Raw genomic sequence first — 18,111 nt, forward strand, 5'->3', positions numbered from 1 at the left:
CGTGCCGTCTGACGCCATCTGGGCCTGGAGCATCATCGTCGTCGCGACCGCTTGCGTCATCATCCGGCCGTTCCGCCTGCCCGAGGCGATCTGGGCCGTGATCGGTGCGGGCGCCCTGGTGCTGTCAGGCCTGCTGCCGTGGCGGGACGCGCTCACCGGCATCGAGAAGGGCCTCGACGTCTACCTTTTCCTGATCGGCATGATGCTGATCGCCGAGCTTGCACGCCTCGAAGGCCTGTTCGACTATCTCGCCGCGCTCGCGGTGGAATATGCGGCCGGCTCGCCGCAGCGGCTGTTCCTGCTGGTCTATCTCGTCGGCACGCTGGTCACGGTGCTGCTCTCCAACGATGCCACCGCGATCGTGCTGACGCCCGCCGTCTACGCCGCGACACGCGCGGCCGGCGCCAAACCGCTGCCCTATCTGTTCGTCTGCGCCTTCATCGCCAATGCCGCGAGCTTCGTGCTGCCGATCTCCAATCCCGCCAATCTCGTGGTGTTCGGCGCGCGCATGCCCGAGCTCACCGAATGGCTGCGCATGTTCGCCCTTCCCTCAGCGGCGTCGATCCTGCTGACCTACAACGTGCTGCGGCTGACCCAGCACCGCGCCCTGAAGGAGGAGACGATTGCGTCCAGCGTGCCGCATCCCAAGCTCGGCCGCGGCGGCAAGCTGACGGCGATCGGCATCGTCGCGATCGGCGTCGTGCTGGTCACGGCGTCCGCGCTCGACAAGCAGCTGGGCTTGCCGACCTTCATCTGCGGCTGCGTGACGGCTGCGATCGTGTTGCTGATCAGCCGCCAGTCGCCGCTACCCGTACTGCGCGGCGTGTCCTGGAGCGTGCTGCCGCTGGTCGGCGGGCTGTTCGTGATGGTGGAAGCGCTGGTCAAGACCGGCGTGATCGCGCAGCTCAGCGCGCTGCTGCATGAAGCGGTGGCGCAGTCGGTGCCGAAGGCGGCCTGGAGCGTCGGCATTGCCACCGCGATCGCCGACAACATCGCCAACAACCTGCCCGTCGGCCTCGTCGCCGGCTCGGTCGCCGCCAGCGACCATTTGCCGGCGCCCGTCGTCAGCGCCATCCTGATCGGCGTCGATCTCGGCCCCAATCTGTCGGTGACAGGCTCGCTCGCCACCATCCTCTGGCTGGTCGCACTGCGCAGGGAGAAGATCGAGGTCGGCGCCTGGCCGTTCCTCAAGCTCGGCCTGCTGGTGACGCCGCCTGCTTTGATCGCGGCCCTGGCGGCGGCGATCCGATAATCTTCCGCTTTTTGCGGCGCATCAATGTCGCCGCTGGTGCGGGAGCTAGACTTTACCTTGTCGCGCGGCTCCATCGCGCGTGGCAAGGAGGTTCATCATGCAGATCCAGTCGAAGGCGTTGCCGCAGAGCTTTTCCCTGCGCCGCTCGTTTCAGAGCTTCATCGCACCGAACCGGAGCCGGACGGAAACGGCCCACCCGTTGCTGCTCGTTGCGGCCGTGGTGTTGCTGACCCTGTTCGCAATGGTGGAGGTCGATCTTCACAGCGCCCAACTCCAGGCGATCGGGCTGCTCGGCCACGGCACCGGGATTGATCCCGTCTTCCTCAGCCCGTAGCGCCGGTCGGGACAGCCCCGATCGCGGCCATGGCCGCGATCGGGGCTGCGCGTTATCAGTCGTTCTCGTAGCCGTAGACTTCCGGCAGGACGAAGATTGCGGCGAGCAATCCGATCAGCGGGAAGATCGCGACGAACAGCGTGGCGTTGGCCTGCCCGATCGCCGCGAACAGCGACGGGAACAGGAAGATCGCCAGGAACGACGGCAGCTTCACGAACATGTAGGCGAAGCCGCTGGCGGTGCCGCGATATTGCGGCTTGGCGACCATGGTCGGGATCGTCATGCAGTTCGAGGCGTCCCAATAATGGCCCCACAGCATCGCGGCCGCCGCGAACGGCAGCAGTATCTTGTTGTCGGTGTAGAGCGCGAAGGCTGCGACCAGCAGCGAGACCAGAACGATCGAAAAGCCCGCGATCGAGATGCCGCGGTGGCCGATCTTCGGCGTCAGCAGCGGACCGACCCAGCCCGACACGGCGGCGAAGGAGAATAGCGCCATCGTCACCAGATTGATGCCGAGCACGCTCGACACGCCGACCATGACGAAAAGCACCGGCAGATAGAACGCGAAGGTCGAGAACTCGCTGGCTTGCGCGAAGCAGGCGATCCAGCCGTAGATCGTGGCGCGCCAGCGGATCGGATCCTTCTTGAGGTCGGCGAGGAACGCGCGGGTGGAGACCTTGGGCACCTTGACGTCATGGTCCGGCAGCATGGCGAGATCGTCGTTGAACATCTCGCGCGCGACCTGCTTGGCCTCGCGGTAGCGTCCCTTCTGCACCAGCCAAACCGCCGTCTCCGGTACGTCGTGGCGCATGATCAGGATGATCAGCGCCGGCAGCGCGCCGAGGCCGAGCGTCACCCGCCACAGCGTCTCATGGTGGATGTCGAGCAGCAGGAAGATCACGATGACGCCGATCGTCAGCACCTCGCCGACGGCGAACATGAACTGCCAGCGGTTGCCCATGACCTCGCGCTCACCCTTGGCCATGGATTCCATGATGTAGGTGTAGCCGGTCGAGATGTCCGAACCGAGCGGAATGCCTAGCAGGAAGCGGACCACGACGAGCCAGAACACATTGGGCACGAAGGCCTGCGCCAGTGCGAGCACGATGAACAGCACCATCGTGGCCAGGAACATGACGCGGCGGCCGATCTTGTCGGAGAGCCAGCCGCCGAGCAGCGCGCCGATCAGGGCGCCGCCTTGCGTGCCGGCAGCGGCGAGACCGAGCATCAGCGGATCGGGATTGTACTGCTCCTTGATGAAGATCAGCACGAAGGCGATCGAATAGAGGTCCCAGGCTTCGACCAGGATCGAGGCCATCATCAGCCAGCCGACCTTGTTGCCCTTGGGACTGTAGTTGGTGATGAGGTAGCGGACCGCAGCTTCGCTCGCGGTCGGTTGTGGCATTGCCATCGTTGACATTTTCTTGGGTCCTCTCTTCGAAACTCTCTATGCACCCAGCAGCGGCTCGATGCTGCAATCGAGCAGGCGCGGATCGATCCCCGCCTCCATGCCCGTGAACATCTGGTCCATGTAGTCGATCAGCGCATCGCTCGCCGTCACCGCGTCCTCGACGTGGCGGCCGGCGACCGCACTGAGAATGGCGAGATGACGGTCGATCGTGCCCGACAGGTCGGTTTGTCCCGGCATGAAGCGGTGATGGATGTAGCCGATGCGGCGGTACAGCGTGTGCAGCGGCCGCAGCGTATGCACCAGGAAGGGCTCGCCGGCAGCTTCCAGCACCAGTGCGTCGATGCGGCGGTCGATGCTGTTGAATTCATCGAGAGTCAGGCTGGCACGGCGTTCGCGCAGGACGCGCTCGATGTGAAGCGCCTGGTTGCGATGCGAGAGGCTGGCGCGATCGGCCGCAAGGCGGACGACGAAGCGCTCCATGTCGCGGCGCAGGGCCAGCAGCATGCGCTCACGCGCGAGATCGATCGGCGCGATGTGCAGGCCGTGACGCGGACGGATGATGATGAGCGTGTCGGCGGACAGACGATTGATGGCGTGATGCACCGGGGTGCGTCCGAAGCCGGTGATCTGCTGCAACTCCAGCATCGTCATGAATTGTCCGGGCTTGAGCTCGCAGTGCACGAGCAGTTCTTCGATCTTTTGATAGGCCAACTCGAAGAAGTTGAGCCGGTTTCGTCGCGAGGGCTTGCCCTCGACGTCTTCGTCGTTTTTGACCACCTCGAGTGCGCGCTTGCGTGCCATGCCGTTCTCTCCCCGTCTGCCCGCGCTCTCGTTGCTTGATGGCGCTTTAATTGTCGGCTCCTTAAAACATGTTGTGATATATTACAAGCAGCGGTAAGACGTCGGCGCGTTCTGCAACATGTTGCAGCGCAAAATGAGACGACGGGTGCGAGGCGCCTGTGACGGGAGGGAATTGCCGTGAAGATCACGTCGATCGAGACGCTGCGTACCGAGGAATTCTCCAACGTCATCTGGGTGCGCGTTCACACCGACACGGGCATGATCGGTCTCGGGGAGACCTTCTACGGCGCGGGCGCGGTCGAGGCGCAGATCCACGACACATTTGCCGGCCGCCTGCTCGGCCGCAATCCCCTGCACATCGAAGCCATCCACCGCGACATGCTGAACCTGCCGATGGCACAGTCCTCCACCGGCGTCGAATATCGCGCGGCGTCCGCGATCGACATCGCGCTGTGGGATCTGTTCGGCAAGGTCTGCAATCAGCCGGTGCACCAGATGCTCGGCGGCCTCTGCCGCGACAAGCAGCGCATCTACAACACCTGCGCCGGCACGCAATACGTGCGCTCGACCAATATCAGCCCGGTCGCGAACTGGAATCTCGGTGGCAACAAGGGACCGTACGAGGATCTCGACGGCTTCATGAACCGCGCCGATGCACTCGCCGAAAGCCTGCTGGAAAGCGGCATCTCCGCGATGAAGATCTGGCCGTTCGATCCGGCGGCGCAGGAGAACAAGGGCCTCTACATCACCGCCGCACAGATGAAGCACGCGATCGAGCCGTTCGAGAAGATCCGCAAGGCGGTCGGCGACAAGATGGAGATCATGGTCGAGCTCCACTCGCTCTGGAACCTGCCGACCGCCAAGCAGATCGCGCGCGCGCTCGAGCCCTACAAGCCGACCTGGTACGAAGACCCGATCCGGATGAACTCGCCGCAGGCGCTGGCCGAATATGCACGTTCGACCGACGTCTGGGTCTGCGCCAGCGAGACGCTGGGCTCGCGCTTCCCCTACAAGGACATGCTCGACCGCGACGCCATGCACGTGGTGATGGCGGATCTGTGCTGGACCGGCGGCCTCACCGAGGGGCGCAAGATCGCGGCGATGGCCGAGACCTATCACCGGCCCTTCGCGCCGCACGATTGCATCGGCCCGATCGGCTTCATCGCCGCCATCCACATGTCGTTCAGCCAGCCCAACACGCTGATCCAGGAATCGGTGCGCGCCTTCTACAAAGGCTGGTACAATGAGCTCGTCACCACGATGCCGACGATCAAGGACGGCTTCGTCTATCCGATGGAAGGACCCGGCCTCGGCGTCGACCTTCTGCCCGCGGTATTCGACCGCTCCGATCTGACCGTGCGCCGTTCCAACGTCTGAGGATTTCTCGAGATGAGCACCGCCTTGTTCGACCTGTCCGGCCGCACCGCCCTCGTGACCGGCTCCTCCGCGGACTCGGCCGCGCCATCGCCGAAGGCATGGCCAAGGCCGGCGCCAAAATCATCGTCAACGGCGTCGATCCCAAGCGCGTCGAGCAAGCCGTCGCCGAGTTCCGTGCCTTCGGTCATCTGGCCGAAGGCGCAGCCTTTGACGTCACCGACGAGCCCGCCATCGTCGCCGCCTTCGAGCGCTTCGACCGCGAAGGAATCGAGGTCGACATTCTCGTCAACAACGCCGGCATTCAGCACCGCAAGCCGCTGGTCGAGTTCACCACCGACGAATGGCGCAAGGTGATCGAGACCGACCTCACCAGCGCTTTCGTGATCGGCCGCGAGGCCGGCAAGCGCATGATCCCGCGCAAGCACGGCAAGATCATCAATATCGGCTCGCTCGGCAGCGAGCTTGCGCGTCCCACCATCGCGCCCTACACGGCGGCAAAAGGCGGTATCAAGAACCTGACCCGCTCGATGGCGGTGGAATGGGCCCAGCACGGCATCCAGGCCAATGCGATCGGCCCCGGCTACATGCTCACCGACATGAACGAGGCGCTGGTCAACAACACCGATTTCAACAATTGGCTGATGGGCCGCATCCCCAGCAAGCGCTGGGGCAAGCCGGACGAGCTGGTGGGCGCGGCAATCTTCCTGGCGTCGGACGCCTCGACCTATGTCAACGGCCAGATCATCTATGTCGATGGCGGCATGATCGCCGCGATGTGATCGCAAACAGGGAGCAAGCCATGCGCGCCGTCGTCATCCACGCCCCGAAGGATCTGCGGATCGACAACTACCCCGATCCGGCCCCCGGCCCAGGCGAGGTCCGCGTCAAGATCGCCAATGGCGGCATCTGCGGCTCCGATTTGCACTACTACCACCACGGTGGTTTCGGCGTCGTGCGCATCCAGCAGCCGATGGCGCTGGGGCACGAGATCGCCGGCGTCGTGGCGGCCGTCGGCGACGGCGTCACAGGCGTGAAATCAGGCACGCGCGTTGCGGTCAATCCGAGCAGGCCTTGCGGGGCGTGCCTGCATTGCCAGGAAGGCATGCGCAACCAGTGCCTGGACATGCGCTTCCTCGGCAGCGCGATGCGTTTTCCCCATGTGCAGGGCGGCTTCCGCGAGTTCATCACCGTCGATGCCACGCAAGCCGTACCGATTGCGGACAAGCTCTCGCTGGCGGAGGCTGCGGTCGCCGAACCGCTCGCGGTGTGCCTGCATGCCGGCAGGCAGGCCGGTCCCCTGCTCGGCAAGCGCGTGCTGATCACCGGTTGCGGCCCGATCGGCGCGCTGATGATTTTGGTCTCGCGCTTCGGCGGTGCGGCCGAGATCGTGGTGACTGACGTGGCCGACGCGCCACTGGCCGTCGCCAAAAAGCTCGGCGCGACGCACGCCATCAACGTCGCGACGAACGCCAATGCGCTCGATCCCTGGCGCGCCGGCAAGGGCGTGTTCGACACGCTGTTCGAAGCTTCCGGCAATCAGGCCGCGCTGCGCACAGCTCTCGACGTGCTCAGGCCCGGCGCGACGCTGGTGCAGCTCGGCCTCGGCGGCGAGATGACGCTGCCGATCAACACCATCGTCGCCAAGGAATTGCAGCTGCGCGGCACCTTCCGCTTCGATCCCGAGTTCGAGCTAGCGGTGCGGCTGATGGGCGAAGGCCTGATCGACGTCAAGCCGCTGATCACGGCGACCATGCCGTTCGAGAACGCGGTCGCCGCCTTCGAGCTCGCCAGCGACCGCTCGCAATCGATGAAGGTCCAGCTTACCTTCTAGCGGCGTCGGTGGCCTGCTGGCTCTCGACCAGCCGGTCCTTGACCAGCCGCACAGCGCCGCGCTTCCAGGAATAGTCCGCGCCAAGGCGCAAGCCGCTGTCGCCGCGCGCCAGCACCGCGCCGGTGCTGGCATCACGAACCTGGAAGCCGAGCGTGTATTCGGTGCGGCTGACGCGGCGCACCACGCCGATCAGTGACTGATCAGCACCGAGTCCTTTCGCAATCGCAGCCTCGCATCCGCCGCAGTCACGCAGCGCGCCCGCCGTCGCCGCCTCCCGGCCAACATCGACGATCCGGTAACGGCCGGAATGGCCGAGCGCCTCACGCACGCCGCCGGTGACCTCGGCGAGGTATGATGCGTCCGACGCGGCTAACGCGCCCACCGAGGCCGCGGTCGTATCCTCGAGCTCGAACTCGAACACTGCCAACGTCACGGGCGCGGGCGTCGCAAGCGCCGCCATGACCTCGCGGGAGACGAATATCTCCGCGCGCTCCCAGGATTCGTCGTTGTCGCCGCGGAACGTGTAGAGCTTGTCCATCACGAGCTTCCTGGTGCCGACGTCGATCACCGCGACCTTGGCCCACTGCACCAGCGTGCTCGTCTTCTGGATGCCACCGACGACCTTGAACGCGGCGCCGTCCTTTGCCGAGGGCACCAGCCGATAGCGCCCGCCCTCCCCGATGTCCCGCCTGAGCGCGGCCATGAATGCCGATAGCCGCCGCTCATGGGCTGCGGTCTGATTGGCCGGCTCGGCCGACGTATCGGTATAGCTGAAATCGTCCATGGCGACGCCGATAGCCGCCTCGGCCGCAGCCGGCGAGCAGGACAGGACCACCAGGAGAACAGCCGAGAGAGCCAGCCGGGAGAAGGGCATGCGCGGTGCCTCGCGAGATGGAGCAGTGCGCAAATCTCGGCGGCCGCCCTCGGCCTGGCAACGGGGAGCATCCCGGCGAGCGCCGGGAAAATTTCACGCCATTGCACTGCAGTAAAGCCTGGCGCTATCCGAGGCCGGCGTTCTGCCGTTTAATGCGGCGGCGACAAACCCGTTCGCGCAAGGTGCCCGCCCGATGTGGAACCGCCCGAGATTCGACCTCAAGGTCCGCTTGACGTTGCGCGTGGCCGCGATATCGGCCGCCTGCTTCGCCGCAATCTCCGCCTATTTCCTGATCACGGCCGATCGCGAGGCTCATGCGCGCATCGATAGCATCGCGGCGATCGTGGCGAAGTCGCTGGAGCTGCAACAGGGCAAGATCCAGTGGGCGGCGAGCCCGCGCGACTTTCCCAACCTCGATCCCGTCGCGGCCTATGTGATGACGCCCGGCCTCTGTCTGGCATTTCGTGGCCCGAGCGGCGAGATGCTGCAGCGGTTCTGCAGCGGTGCGCCTGCCCCGGCGAGCCCGTCGCCGCAGGTCTTCGCGGCCTTCTATCGCAGCCTGTTCGATCCCGGCCGCGAAGCGACACGGCCTGTGATCGTACGCGGAACCAGGCTTGGCGAGACCGTGGTCTCGGTCGATCCGGCGGTGCAGACGGCGGAGGCCTGGCACGAGGCCGGCCGGCTGATGATTGCGCTTGCGATCGCGCTGCCGCTGTTGTGCTTGCTGGTCTACGCCGCGCTGGCGCGCGCGCTGCGGCCGACTCGTCTGATCCGCACCGGCCTCGAGCGGATCGCCGCCAACGACCTCTCGGCGCGGCTGCCGCCGTTCGATCTCGCCGAACTCTCCGCGATCCGCGACGGCTTCAACCATCTCGCCGAAAGCCTCGACAATGCGCTCGCCGAACGCAGCGAGCTGACGCGCAAGCTGATCGCGCTGCAGGACGACGAGCGCCGCCATCTGGCGCGCGAGCTTCACGACGAGTTCGGCCAGTCGCTCGCCGCCATCCGCGCGCTGGCCTCCTCCGCCCGCCAGACCGCGGTGCAGGACTGCCCCGCTTTGCTTTCCGAGTGCGACGGTATCGCGCGGACAGCGACCGGCATGATGGAGACGCTGCGCGGCACACTGTTCCGGCTGCGCCCGCCCGACGTCGAGGAGCTCGGGCTGGTTGCGAGCCTGGAAGGCCTCGTCGCGGGCTGGAACGGACGCAGCCGCGGCGAGACGCGCTTTTCGATTCGATTCGACGGCGCGTTCGAGACCCTGCCCGCCGCCATCAGCGCCAACCTATACCGCATCGTCCAGGAGGCGCTCACCAACGCCGCCAAGCATGCCGGCGCCACCAAGGTCGACCTGCATCTGACGATGGCGGCAAACGAGATCGCGCTTGCCATCGACGACGACGGCCGGCCGAACGATGCCTCCAGCAAATCCGGCATGGGCCTGCTCGGCATGCGCGAGCGCGTGGCGGCCTTGCGCGGCCGGATGAGCTTCGAAGTCGGCGCCAACGGCGGCTCGGCGCTGCGCGTCGTCATTCCGCTCACCGCTGCCGAGCGACACCCGCTGGGGCAAGCGGCATGAGCGCGGCCGATGCCTCTATCCTGCTGGTCGACGACCATTCCGTGGTCCGCGAGGGCTATCGCTCCGTGCTGCAGAAGCAGCCGGGCCTGCGCGTCATCGCCGAAGCCGCCGACGGCGAGGAGGCCTATCGTCTGTACAAATCCGAGGCACCCGACCTCGTCATCATGGATTTGAGCATGCCCGGCATCGGCGGCATCGAGGCCGTCAGGCGGATCCGGCAGTGGGACAAGGGCGCAAGGATCCTCATCTTCACCATGCATCAGAATGCGGGCTTCGCCGTGCAGGCGATCCGCGCCGGCGCCAGGGGTTACGTCACCAAGACCAGCCCGCCGGAAACGCTGGTGCGGGCCGTGATGGACGTGCTCGCCGGCAAGATCGCCATCAGCCCCGACATCGACCACGAGCTGGCGCTGAGCCGGCTCGGCGGCGAAAGCTCGGCCGCCGACGTCCTCACCGCCCGCGAGTTCGAGGTGCTGCGGCTGCTGCTCGCCGAGAAGACCACCGACGAGATTGCGGAGACGCTGCACGTCAGCCCGAAGACGGTGGCGAACCTGCATTCCCTGATCAAGGACAAGCTCGGCGTCGGCTCCGACATCGAGCTGGTCCGCCTCGCGTTGCGCCAGGGACTGTTGACGGAGCCCGATCTCGGCGAGGCCTGATCGCGCACCTGCCGTTAAGGCGCAAGATTCGTTCCGTCAGGCGCAAATGCCTCAACCATATCGCCGATCCTGAACGACATCATGTCACGGCCGACGAGCAGAGGTCCTTTATAAGTCGCGCGTGTGCGCAGGATCAGCGGCTCTTCCGGAATGTCGGGCGCAGGCTTCACCGTTCCGAACACGATGTGGGAGTAAACGGCGAGTTTCGGCCTCGCGGTCGCAAAGATCCGGCCGGCCTCCTCGGGCGAGGTGTGGTGCGCCTGAATGTCCTTGTAGACAGGATTTTTGACCAACAGCTCCGGCTCGATCACCGCGACCTCGTGGATCAGCAGATCGGCGCCTTCGGCCGCCTTCGCGATCCGCTCGTCATATTTGGTGTCGCCCGACAGCACGACCTTGTGGCCGCCATATTCGACGACGTAACCGAACGACGGCTTGATCTTCTCGCCGTGATTGACCTCGATCGCGGTGACCTTGACGCCGTTGCTGTCGTAGACGGTCCCGGCCTCGATATCCTTTGCGGCAAATGTGATCCCGACGGGATCGAGGTGCTCGTCATCGATACGAATGCGGATGTCGTCCGCAAAGGCCTTCGTCAGGTTCTCCGTCATCGCAACGGTGCCCTTGGGTCCGTAGAGCTTCATCGGTCCCTTGCGGGACGCCCAGGGCGTGGCGAGCCAGCCGGTCAACCACATGTCGGGAAGGCCGACGAGGTGGTCGGAATGCAGATGGGTGATGAAATTGGCGGTGATCGCGCCGAGCGGGATCTTCAGCTTGTAGAGCTGCATGGTCGAGCCGCGGCCAAGATCAAACAGCAGCTTCTCGCTCCCCGCCTCCACCAATGTCGACGCACTGAAGCTCGTCGGCCGGGGCGTCGGCACGCCGGTGCCGAGCAGCGTGACCTTCATCGGTTCGGCCAAAGTCGGGGTACTGAACGCGAGCAGCACGAGGCCTGCCCTCACGAGGGTTGTGAGCATGTCTTTCTTTCCTTCGATGTCAGATCATTGCCGTGCGGCCGCGGATCATTCGCGCGCGATCACCTGGTCCAGCCACGCGCAGTTGAGTGGCGGCACGCGGGGATCGGCGACGCGCACGCCGCGCGCTGCTGCATCGAGCCGCATGTCACGCAGGCGCTTGCGCTGCTCTTCCGGCATATGAAGCCGCTCGTGACCCCACAGCGACGGCCCATCGAACGTCTCATGCGGCTGCCAGGTCTCGGGATCGATCACGCGCGCGCCCCAGCCATACTCGATGAAGAAGCCTGAGGGGGTGTTCACGTAGAACGAGGTCATGTGGTCGTTGGTGTGCCGGCCCAGCGTATAGGCGATACGGCCCTCGTCCAGCTGCGCGAGGTCGTAGCCTTGGCCAACATCGTCGAGGCTGCCGAGCTCGACCATGAAGTGATGCATTGCCTTGCGCCCCGAGCCGACCATCGCAAAGCTGTGGTGGCGGCCGTTGACGTGGAAGAAATACAGCCCATAGGGCTTCAATCCGAAATCCGAGACGTGGAAGCCGAGCACGTCGCGGTAGAACGGCAACAGCGGCTCGACATCCTCCACATTGAGCACGACATGCCCCATGCCGAGCGCGCCGGTGCGAAATCCCGAGATGGGCCGGCCCGGCTTGAACGGCTCGCTCGCAAGCTCCGGCTTGCAGAAGGCCTCGAGCCGGTTGCCGGCGGGATCGGCAAACGCGATCAGCTCGGCGACATGCCGCTCGTCGGCAAGCGCGCGCGAGCCGCGCGTCACCTTGACGCCATGACTTTCCAGCCGCGCGGCCAGTTGGTCCAGGGCGGTCAAGGACGGAACTTCCCAGCCCATCACCGCAAGGCCCGCGTCGCTGTTGCCGTCGACGATCAGCCGCTGCTTGCGATCGTCCATGCGGAAGGCGCGCATCTTGCCGCCGCGATCGACCTGTTGCATGCCGAGCAGCCCTGTCGCCATCCGACCCCACTGGTCGAGCTGCGATGAGTTGATCCCGATATAACCGAGCGCGGTGATTTCCATCGAATTTCTCCCGAAAGCATCGCGTGTGCCGCAATGCGGCGAACTTGATACCGGCCGCCCACGATCTTAACGTGGCGTTCCGCAATCGCTTCGCGTTCGCAACGATAATCGCGAGACTGTGCGCCACAAGGGAGGAAATGCGAAGTGTCCAAGGAGCGGACGGACAAGGCTGTCCCCCGGCAGTCGGAAGGCGTCCGCGCCTTCAAGCGCGGGCTTGACGTGCTGCGGGAGGTCAACCGCTCGGGGGGCATCCGTGCCGGCGACGTCGCCCGCGCACTCGACCTGCCCCGCCCCACCGTCTACCGCCTGCTCGAAACGCTGGAGGAACTTGGCTATATCGCCCGCAGTGCCAGCGACGACCGCTTTCGCGTCACCCGGCGCGCGCTGAGCCTCGGCGACGGCTACGATCCCGGCGTGGTGATCTGCCAGGCGGCGGCGCCCTATCTCGCCGAGCTCAGCAGGACCCTGGTCTGGCCGGTCGATCTCTCCACGTACGAGAACGCGGCGATGGTCGTGCAAGAGACCACGCATTCACGCAGCCCGCTCTCGATCGACCGCGGCATGATCGGCAAGCGCCTGCCGATGCTGCGGACCTCCGCGGGCCGCGCCTATCTCGCCGCCTGCCCCGCCCGCGAGCGCGAACTGATCCTCAATCATTTGCGCCGCATCGACGAGGCCGACGACCGCCCCTTTCTCGACGAAGCCCGCCTCGACCGCATGATCGCCGAGACGCAGGCCCGCGGCTATGCGATCCGCAGCGAGGGCGAATTCAATCCCAAGACGGCTTCGATCGCCGTGCCCATCGTGCGCAACGATGCCGTGTTCGGCTGCATCTCCATCATCTGGATCCGTTCGGCATTGGGAATCGAGGAGGCCGTCGCCACCTTTGTCGAGCCGATACGCAGCGCCGCGGCAACCATCGACGTGGGGAGCTGAATTGGTGCCTCACTTGGCAGGGGTCGACAATCGCGCCCGGCGTCGGCTACGCGCGCACGACCTGGACCGGTAGAGACGCCAGGCCGCGCAACACGTTGTTCATCGCGAGCACGGGTTCGCCAATCCGGAAACCGGCGACGCGTTCCACGAGAACCTCCAGCAGCGCCGTCATCTCCAGCCGGGCCAGGTGCAGGCCTGCGCACATGTGCGTGCCGTTGCCGAATCCGAGATGATCGTTGGCACGGCGCTTCACGTCGAACTGCTCGGGATCCCGCCATTTTCGCTCGTCGCGATTGGCTGACGCGTAGAGCAGCAGTAGCCGGCTGTCGCGCGGGATGGTCACATCGCCAATCGTCGCATCGGCCACGAGGTGCCGTGTGAACCCGCGGACCGGCGATTCCAGCCGCAATGCCTCGTTGATCGCGTTGGGGATCAGGGCCGGATCGTTTCGGACGAGATCCCATTGGGCGGGATGGCGGCCGAACAGCAGGATGAGGTTGGCCGTTGCGAAGATGGTCGTATCCAGACTTGGTCCGAGATAATCCCGCATCAGGACCGGACAGCGTTCAGCTTCGACCTCGCCCCGATCCGCCGCTGCAAATATCCGGTCGCCCCAGCTGCCGGGCCGCAGACGGGTCCTGATCTCCTCTCCGCCGAGATAGGCGCGCATATCGTGAACGTCCTCGAGCGCCGCGCACGCTCTATCGTTCATCCCGCCCAGCACATTGAAGGTCGCCGCAGCCCATCGCAACATGCTGCTGCGGCCGTAATCCTCCAGACCGACGAGTTTCGAGACGATCGTCAGGGGCAGGTGCTGAGCCAGATCGGTGACCGCATCGAACGCGCCGCGGGCGACGAGATCGTCGATCAGCAGACCGGCCTCCGCCCTGATCTGCGGCGCGATGTCCTCCAGGGCCCGCGGCAGCAAGGGCGCCGCGATGATGGCACGCAACCGGTCATGCAGAGGCGCATCGCTCGCCAGCGTCGTGCCGCGCGAGATCTCGTTGACATGATCGTTCGCCGCAACCCCCTGGGCCGACGAGAACACGGACGGGTTCCGCAACGCTGCTCGGACGTCGTCGAAGCGGGCGACCACATGGAGCCCGTTTCGGGGCAACCAGACCACGGCGCCCAGTTCGCGCAGGGCGCGATAATGCGGATATGGGTCATGCAAGACCTCATCGCTGTAGAGATCGACGTCATAGACCGGTTGTCCGGGAACGGCCGGCATCCTCTATCCTCCCTGATCAGCCAAGAGCATGCCTCGGGGCACGCCTCCGGGCATGCCTCAGTGCACCGCCACCCATTCGCCCTTCTCGAGCCGACCGAGCGTCAACGCGCTCTGGTCGAGGCCGGTGTGGTCGTTGGCTCCGTAATTGTAGACGCCACGCGAGCCCGCGACGCCCTTGAGCTCTTCGATGGCACTGCGGAGTCCTTCCCGGAATTCGGCGGTCCCGGGTTCTCCCGTCTTGAGCGCCGCGGGCACGGCACGCTCGATCAGGAGCAGCGCGTCATAGGCGGAGCCCGCGAAGATGTTGCGGCTTCCCGGGCCGAACTTGGCCTCGTAGCGCTGAATGAATTCCAATGCGGCCCGCTTGGCGGGATGCTCATCCGGCAACGAGGCCGCCCCGACCGCCGGGCTCAGCGGCACGAAGATCCCGTCGCCCTGAGCGCCGGTCAGCTTACGAAAATCGCCGAAGGTCGCACCGAGCGTGCCGTACACCTTGCCCTCATATCCCTTTTCGCGAAGCTGGAGCAACGGCAGCGCCGCAGGCGCGCCGGAGGCTGCAATGAGAACGGCGTCGGGATTGGCGGCGACGATCTTGAGCACCTGCCCGCTGACGGTGGTGTCCGTGCGTGCAAATTTCTCGTCGGCAAGCAGCTTGATGCCATTGGCCGCAGACATGTCCGCGCCGACCTTGCTCCAGGCATCGCCGTAGGAATCGCCGAAGCCGATCAGGGCGAGCGTCTTGACGCCGTTCTTCTTCATGTGGGCGAACAACGGTGTCGCTTCGTGATCGTCGTTGGTGGTCGTCTTGAATATCCAGCGCTTGCGCGCATCGACCGGCGCGACCAGCGCGTTGACGGGCGCCAGGGTGATGACAGGAAGGCGGTATTCGACCGCCGGATCAATCACGGCAAAGGACCCTGGCGTCGTGGTCGGACCGACGAGGATGTCGATCTGGCTGCCTTGGAACAGTTTCCGCAGCGCCGCGACCGCCGCCGTGCTGTCCGAGGCTTCGTCGAGAAACAGATAGTTGATCTTGTGTCCTGCAATTTCGGTCGCGCCAAAGCTGGTCCCGTTGCGCTCGGCATTGCCGATCGCCGCGGCCGGGCCGGTGGCAGACAGCAGAATTCCAACATTGATGTCCGCTGCCAGCGCCGGCGTCACCAACAGTCGGATCGCAAGACAGGCCGCTCCCGCGTATTTCAGCATCGTCGTTCCTCCGCGGCTGCCTCATTCGACAACCTGCACTTTTTTTCCTGCCGTTAGGTAGCCGGGCCGAACCTGTTCAAGACAGCCTAATTGCCGAAATGTCCGGCTGGCGGACAGGGTCTGTTCGCAGCTCCTCGTCCGCAGGGCGGACACTTGGCGCGGCGCCGTTGATGCTGCGGCGCGGCTCGGCGAAGAGATACCCCCATGCAAGATATATCCGCCCCTGAATATTATGACGTCGTGATCGTCGGCCGCGGGCCGGTCGGCGCCACGCTCGCCAATTTGCTCGGTCTTTGCGGCGTTCGCGCGCTGGTGCTCGAGCGCGAGGCGCGGACCTATCATTTGCCGCGTGCCGTGCATTTCGACGACGAATGCATGCGCGTGTTCCAGACCATCGGTCTCGCCGAGGCGATCCTGCCGCAGACAATCCTCAGCCCCGGGATGCTGTTTCTGGATGCCGACGGCAAGATGCTGCTGGATTGGTCGCGGCCGCAAACCCCTACGCCGATGGGCTGGAATCTCAGCTACCGCTTTCACCAGCCCGACCTGGAGGACGTGCTGATCGGCGGCCTGGCCCGCTTTGCCCACGTCACCTTGCAGAGCCGCTGCGAGGTCTTCGCGCTCGACCAGGACGAGCACGGCGTGCGCGTCCGCTACGAGGATCTCTCCAACGGCAAGCTGTGCGAGGTCCGCGCGGCCTATGTCATCGGCTGCGACGGCGCGCGTTCCCTGGTTCGCCGCTTCATCGGCTCCGGCATGGACGATCTCGGCTTCCACGAGCGCTGGCTCGTGATCGACGTGCTGCTCAAGCGCGCGCGCGAGGACCTTGGCGACTACAGCATCCAGCATTGCAACCCCGCCCGGCCCGCGACTTACGTGCGCGGCACCGGAACGCGGAGGCGCTGGGAGATCACGGTGCTACCGCATGAGGATTCCCAGGACGTTGCCCAGCCGGCGAAGGTGTGGGAGCTGCTGTCGCGTTGGGTCACGCCTGATGACGCCGCGCTCGAACGCGCCGCGGTCTACACCTTTCATTCGGTGATCGCACAAAAATGGCGCAGCGGCCGATTGCTGCTGGCCGGCGATTCTGCGCACCAGACCCCGCCCTTCCTCGGCCAGGGCATGTGCGCCGGCATCCGCGATGCCGCCAACCTCGCCTGGAAGCTCGCCGCAATCATTCAGGGCGGCACCGCGCCCGATCTGCTCGACACCTACCAGAGCGAACGTCAACCGCATGTGCGCGAGTTCATCGAGCTCGCCATCCGGCTCGGCGGCATCATCAACACAAGGGCGATCGAGGCTGGCCTCGCCGTGGGCGAAGCGCGTCCGAATGCGCCGGCTAAACTGGAGGTGAAAAAGCCCCTGCTTGGCCCTGGGCTGGCGCTGGCGGATCTGCCGCTGTCTCGCCATCTCGCTCCTCAATTCGTGCTCGGCCATGGAGAGCGCAGCGACGACCGCACCGGCTACCGCCACGTGCTGCTCGTCGAGACCACGGTCGCCCTGCCGTCGCGCCCCGCTCTGGCGCGGGCCGGAATCGAGATCCTCACTGTCGACGATGCCAAGGGCATCGGCGACTGGCTGCGCGAACACGGCATCATCGCCGCACTGGTTGGTCCCGACCGCTACATCCGCGGCACCGCCCGCAACGAGATCGAGCTCGAACGACTCGCTGCCGCCGCCATTCCCCCCAACCCTGTGCCGTCCGCGGCGTGATCTGAAGGATACCCCATGAAGCTGCTCTCTTTCATCGCCGACGGCCGCGCCTCCTTCGGCGCCGTCAAGGACAACGGTGTCGTCGATCTCGGCGCGCGCATGGCGCCCTGCACCTCGCTGCGGCAGCTGCTCGAAGCCGGTCGCCTCGCCGAGGCGGCGAAGCTGGTCGCATCCACCGCGCCTGACCATCCGTTCGACAAGATCAGCTTCGCCCCCGTGATACCCGATCCCGGCAAGATCATCTGCGTCGGCCTGAACTACCGCGATCACGTCGCCGAGACCGGACGCACCGTCACCGAGAAGCCGGCGCTGTTCGTGCGCTTTCCCTGCAGCCAGGTCGGCCATCTCCAGCCGATCGTGAAGCCTGGGGTGAGCGACGATTTCGATTATGAAGGCGAGCTCGCGCTGGTGATCGGCAAGCAGGGCCGGCACATCCCGGCCGGCCACGCGCTCGATCACATCGCCGGCTATTCCTGCTACAACGAGGGCAGCATCCGCGACTGGCAACGCCACACCAGCCAGTTCCTCTCCGGCAAGACCTTCGCGGAGAGCGGCAGCTTCGGTCCGTGGCTGGTGACGGCGGACGAGATTCCCGATCCCTCCAAGCTCAGCTTGCAGACGCGCCTCAACGGCACCGTGGTGCAGAACACCACCACCGACCTCCTGATCACCGCGATCCCCGAGCTGATCGCCTACATCTCCACGATCTGCCCGCTCGTCCCCGGCGACGTCATCGTGACGGGCACGCCGGGCGGCGTCGGCGCCAAGCGCACGCCGCCGCTGTGGATGCGTCCCGGCGACACCGTCGAGGTCGAAATCTCGGGCATCGGAACCTTGCGCAACAAGGTCGTCGCCGAACCGGCCTGACCAAATCCTCGAACAATCAAAAACGACAAAACCGGGA

The 18,111-nt window shown here is 65.6% G+C and carries 16 protein-coding genes and 1 pseudogene; 10 read left to right on the forward strand and 7 right to left on the reverse strand.

What is annotated here, in order from left to right; translation table 11 throughout:
- Position 1: 1 nt before the first annotated feature.
- Together CIT39_RS20590 and CIT39_RS20595 are read left to right on the forward strand one after the other, a co-directional pair.
- Entirely contained in the window at positions 2-1,252 is a 1,251-nt protein-coding gene (locus CIT39_RS20590) for an arsenic transporter (RefSeq protein ID WP_162308597.1), read from the forward strand.
- Positions 1,253-1,349: 97 nt separating this feature from the next.
- On the forward strand, positions 1,350-1,586 hold the full coding sequence (locus tag CIT39_RS20595; protein ID WP_094972481.1) for a hypothetical protein: 237 nt from the start codon (positions 1,350-1,352) through the stop codon (positions 1,584-1,586).
- A 55-nt stretch (positions 1,587-1,641) separates the two neighbouring features.
- Here the strand turns inward: CIT39_RS20595 and CIT39_RS20600 are convergent, their stop codons facing one another.
- The gene (locus tag CIT39_RS20600; protein WP_094971903.1) at positions 1,642-3,006 is read right to left on the reverse strand and encodes an MFS transporter; all 1,365 of its coding nucleotides are present in this window, start codon (positions 3,004-3,006) and stop codon (positions 1,642-1,644) included.
- 27 nt (positions 3,007-3,033) lie between these two features.
- A complete protein-coding gene (locus CIT39_RS20605; RefSeq protein ID WP_094971904.1) occupies positions 3,034-3,798 on the reverse strand; it encodes a GntR family transcriptional regulator in 765 nt (254 codons plus the stop codon).
- Positions 3,799-3,975: 177 nt separating this feature from the next.
- Between CIT39_RS20605 and CIT39_RS20610 the strand changes: the two genes are divergently transcribed.
- The 3 genes and pseudogenes from CIT39_RS20610 to CIT39_RS20620 all read left to right on the forward strand — a co-directional run bounded on the left by CIT39_RS20610 (position 3,976) and on the right by CIT39_RS20620 (position 7,006).
- On the forward strand, positions 3,976-5,175 hold the full coding sequence (locus CIT39_RS20610) for a mandelate racemase/muconate lactonizing enzyme family protein (protein ID WP_094971905.1): 1,200 nt from the start codon (positions 3,976-3,978) through the stop codon (positions 5,173-5,175).
- 12 nt (positions 5,176-5,187) lie between these two features.
- Positions 5,188-5,954: pseudogene (locus CIT39_RS20615) on the forward strand (SDR family oxidoreductase).
- A 20-nt stretch (positions 5,955-5,974) separates the two neighbouring features.
- Positions 5,975-7,006, forward strand: a complete 1,032-nt coding sequence (locus CIT39_RS20620; RefSeq protein ID WP_094971907.1) for an L-idonate 5-dehydrogenase — start codon at positions 5,975-5,977, stop codon at positions 7,004-7,006.
- Here the strand turns inward: CIT39_RS20620 and CIT39_RS20625 are convergent.
- The gene (locus tag CIT39_RS20625) at positions 6,996-7,880 is read right to left on the reverse strand and encodes a DUF3280 domain-containing protein (protein WP_094971908.1); all 885 of its coding nucleotides are present in this window, start codon (positions 7,878-7,880) and stop codon (positions 6,996-6,998) included. The two genes, CIT39_RS20620 and CIT39_RS20625, sit on opposite strands and share 11 nt — an antisense overlap.
- 193 nt (positions 7,881-8,073) lie before the next feature.
- Here CIT39_RS20625 and CIT39_RS20630 point away from each other — a divergent pair, with 193 nt between their 5' ends.
- On the forward strand, positions 8,074-9,456 hold the full coding sequence (locus CIT39_RS20630) for a sensor histidine kinase (protein ID WP_094971909.1): 1,383 nt from the start codon (positions 8,074-8,076) through the stop codon (positions 9,454-9,456).
- The gene (locus CIT39_RS20635) at positions 9,453-10,115 is read left to right on the forward strand and encodes a response regulator (protein WP_094971910.1); all 663 of its coding nucleotides are present in this window, start codon (positions 9,453-9,455) and stop codon (positions 10,113-10,115) included. The genes CIT39_RS20630 and CIT39_RS20635 overlap by 4 nt, the downstream gene beginning before the upstream one ends.
- 14 nt (positions 10,116-10,129) lie before the next feature.
- Here the strand turns inward: CIT39_RS20635 and CIT39_RS20640 are convergent, their stop codons facing one another.
- A complete protein-coding gene (locus CIT39_RS20640) occupies positions 10,130-11,092 on the reverse strand; it encodes an MBL fold metallo-hydrolase (protein WP_094971911.1) in 963 nt (320 codons plus the stop codon).
- 45 nt (positions 11,093-11,137) lie between these two features.
- Positions 11,138-12,121: a VOC family protein gene (locus CIT39_RS20645; protein ID WP_162308598.1), complete on the reverse strand. Its 984-nt coding sequence runs from the start codon at positions 12,119-12,121 to the stop codon at positions 11,138-11,140.
- 144 nt (positions 12,122-12,265) lie between these two features.
- Here CIT39_RS20645 and CIT39_RS20650 point away from each other — a divergent pair, with 144 nt between their 5' ends.
- The gene (locus tag CIT39_RS20650) at positions 12,266-13,057 is read left to right on the forward strand and encodes a DNA-binding transcriptional regulator (RefSeq protein WP_094971912.1); all 792 of its coding nucleotides are present in this window, start codon (positions 12,266-12,268) and stop codon (positions 13,055-13,057) included.
- A 46-nt stretch (positions 13,058-13,103) separates the two neighbouring features.
- On the opposite strand, the gene CIT39_RS20655 is transcribed toward CIT39_RS20650, so the two are convergent.
- Entirely contained in the window at positions 13,104-14,288 is a 1,185-nt protein-coding gene (locus CIT39_RS20655; RefSeq protein WP_094971913.1) for a cytochrome P450, read from the reverse strand.
- Between the two features lie 57 nt (positions 14,289-14,345).
- Positions 14,346-15,494, reverse strand: a complete 1,149-nt coding sequence (locus CIT39_RS20660) for an ABC transporter substrate-binding protein (protein ID WP_094971914.1) — start codon at positions 15,492-15,494, stop codon at positions 14,346-14,348.
- A 204-nt stretch (positions 15,495-15,698) separates the two neighbouring features.
- Between CIT39_RS20660 and mhpA the strand changes: the two genes are divergently transcribed.
- Both mhpA and CIT39_RS20670 read left to right on the forward strand, forming a co-directional pair.
- Positions 15,699-17,207 carry a bifunctional 3-(3-hydroxy-phenyl)propionate/3-hydroxycinnamic acid hydroxylase MhpA gene (mhpA, locus tag CIT39_RS20665; RefSeq protein ID WP_094971915.1) on the forward strand — a complete coding sequence of 503 codons (1,509 nt, stop codon included), beginning with the start codon at positions 15,699-15,701 and terminating at the stop codon, positions 17,205-17,207.
- 15 nt (positions 17,208-17,222) lie between these two features.
- On the forward strand, positions 17,223-18,074 hold the full coding sequence (locus CIT39_RS20670) for a fumarylacetoacetate hydrolase family protein (protein WP_094971916.1): 852 nt from the start codon (positions 17,223-17,225) through the stop codon (positions 18,072-18,074).
- Positions 18,075-18,111: the final 37 nt, after the last annotated feature.

The sequence above is a fragment of the Bradyrhizobium symbiodeficiens genome (assembly GCF_002266465.3).
Taxonomy (GTDB): Bacteria; Pseudomonadota; Alphaproteobacteria; order Rhizobiales; family Xanthobacteraceae; genus Bradyrhizobium; species Bradyrhizobium symbiodeficiens.

Bases quoted from the DNA above. Each gene is read 5' to 3' on its own strand.
- CIT39_RS20670 (WP_094971916.1), top strand. From the start codon at position 17,223: ATGAAGCTGCTCTCTTTCATCGCCGACGGCCGCGCCTCCTTCGGCGCC.
- CIT39_RS20635 (WP_094971910.1), top strand. From the start codon at position 9,453: ATGAGCGCGGCCGATGCCTCTATCCTGCTGGTCGACGACCATTCCGTG.
- CIT39_RS20605 (WP_094971904.1), bottom strand. From the start codon at position 3,798: ATGGCACGCAAGCGCGCACTCGAGGTGGTCAAAAACGACGAAGACGTC.
- CIT39_RS20640 (WP_094971911.1), bottom strand. From the start codon at position 11,092: ATGCTCACAACCCTCGTGAGGGCAGGCCTCGTGCTGCTCGCGTTCAGT.
- CIT39_RS20655 (WP_094971913.1), bottom strand. From the start codon at position 14,288: ATGCCGGCCGTTCCCGGACAACCGGTCTATGACGTCGATCTCTACAGC.
- CIT39_RS20600 (WP_094971903.1), bottom strand. From the start codon at position 3,006: ATGTCAACGATGGCAATGCCACAACCGACCGCGAGCGAAGCTGCGGTC.
- CIT39_RS20620 (WP_094971907.1), top strand. From the start codon at position 5,975: ATGCGCGCCGTCGTCATCCACGCCCCGAAGGATCTGCGGATCGACAAC.
- mhpA (WP_094971915.1), top strand. From the start codon at position 15,699: ATGCAAGATATATCCGCCCCTGAATATTATGACGTCGTGATCGTCGGC.
- CIT39_RS20630 (WP_094971909.1), top strand. From the start codon at position 8,074: ATGTGGAACCGCCCGAGATTCGACCTCAAGGTCCGCTTGACGTTGCGC.
- CIT39_RS20625 (WP_094971908.1), bottom strand. From the start codon at position 7,880: ATGCCCTTCTCCCGGCTGGCTCTCTCGGCTGTTCTCCTGGTGGTCCTG.
- CIT39_RS20595 (WP_094972481.1), top strand. From the start codon at position 1,350: ATGCAGATCCAGTCGAAGGCGTTGCCGCAGAGCTTTTCCCTGCGCCGC.
- CIT39_RS20645 (WP_162308598.1), bottom strand. From the start codon at position 12,121: ATGGAAATCACCGCGCTCGGTTATATCGGGATCAACTCATCGCAGCTC.
- CIT39_RS20660 (WP_094971914.1), bottom strand. From the start codon at position 15,494: ATGCTGAAATACGCGGGAGCGGCCTGTCTTGCGATCCGACTGTTGGTG.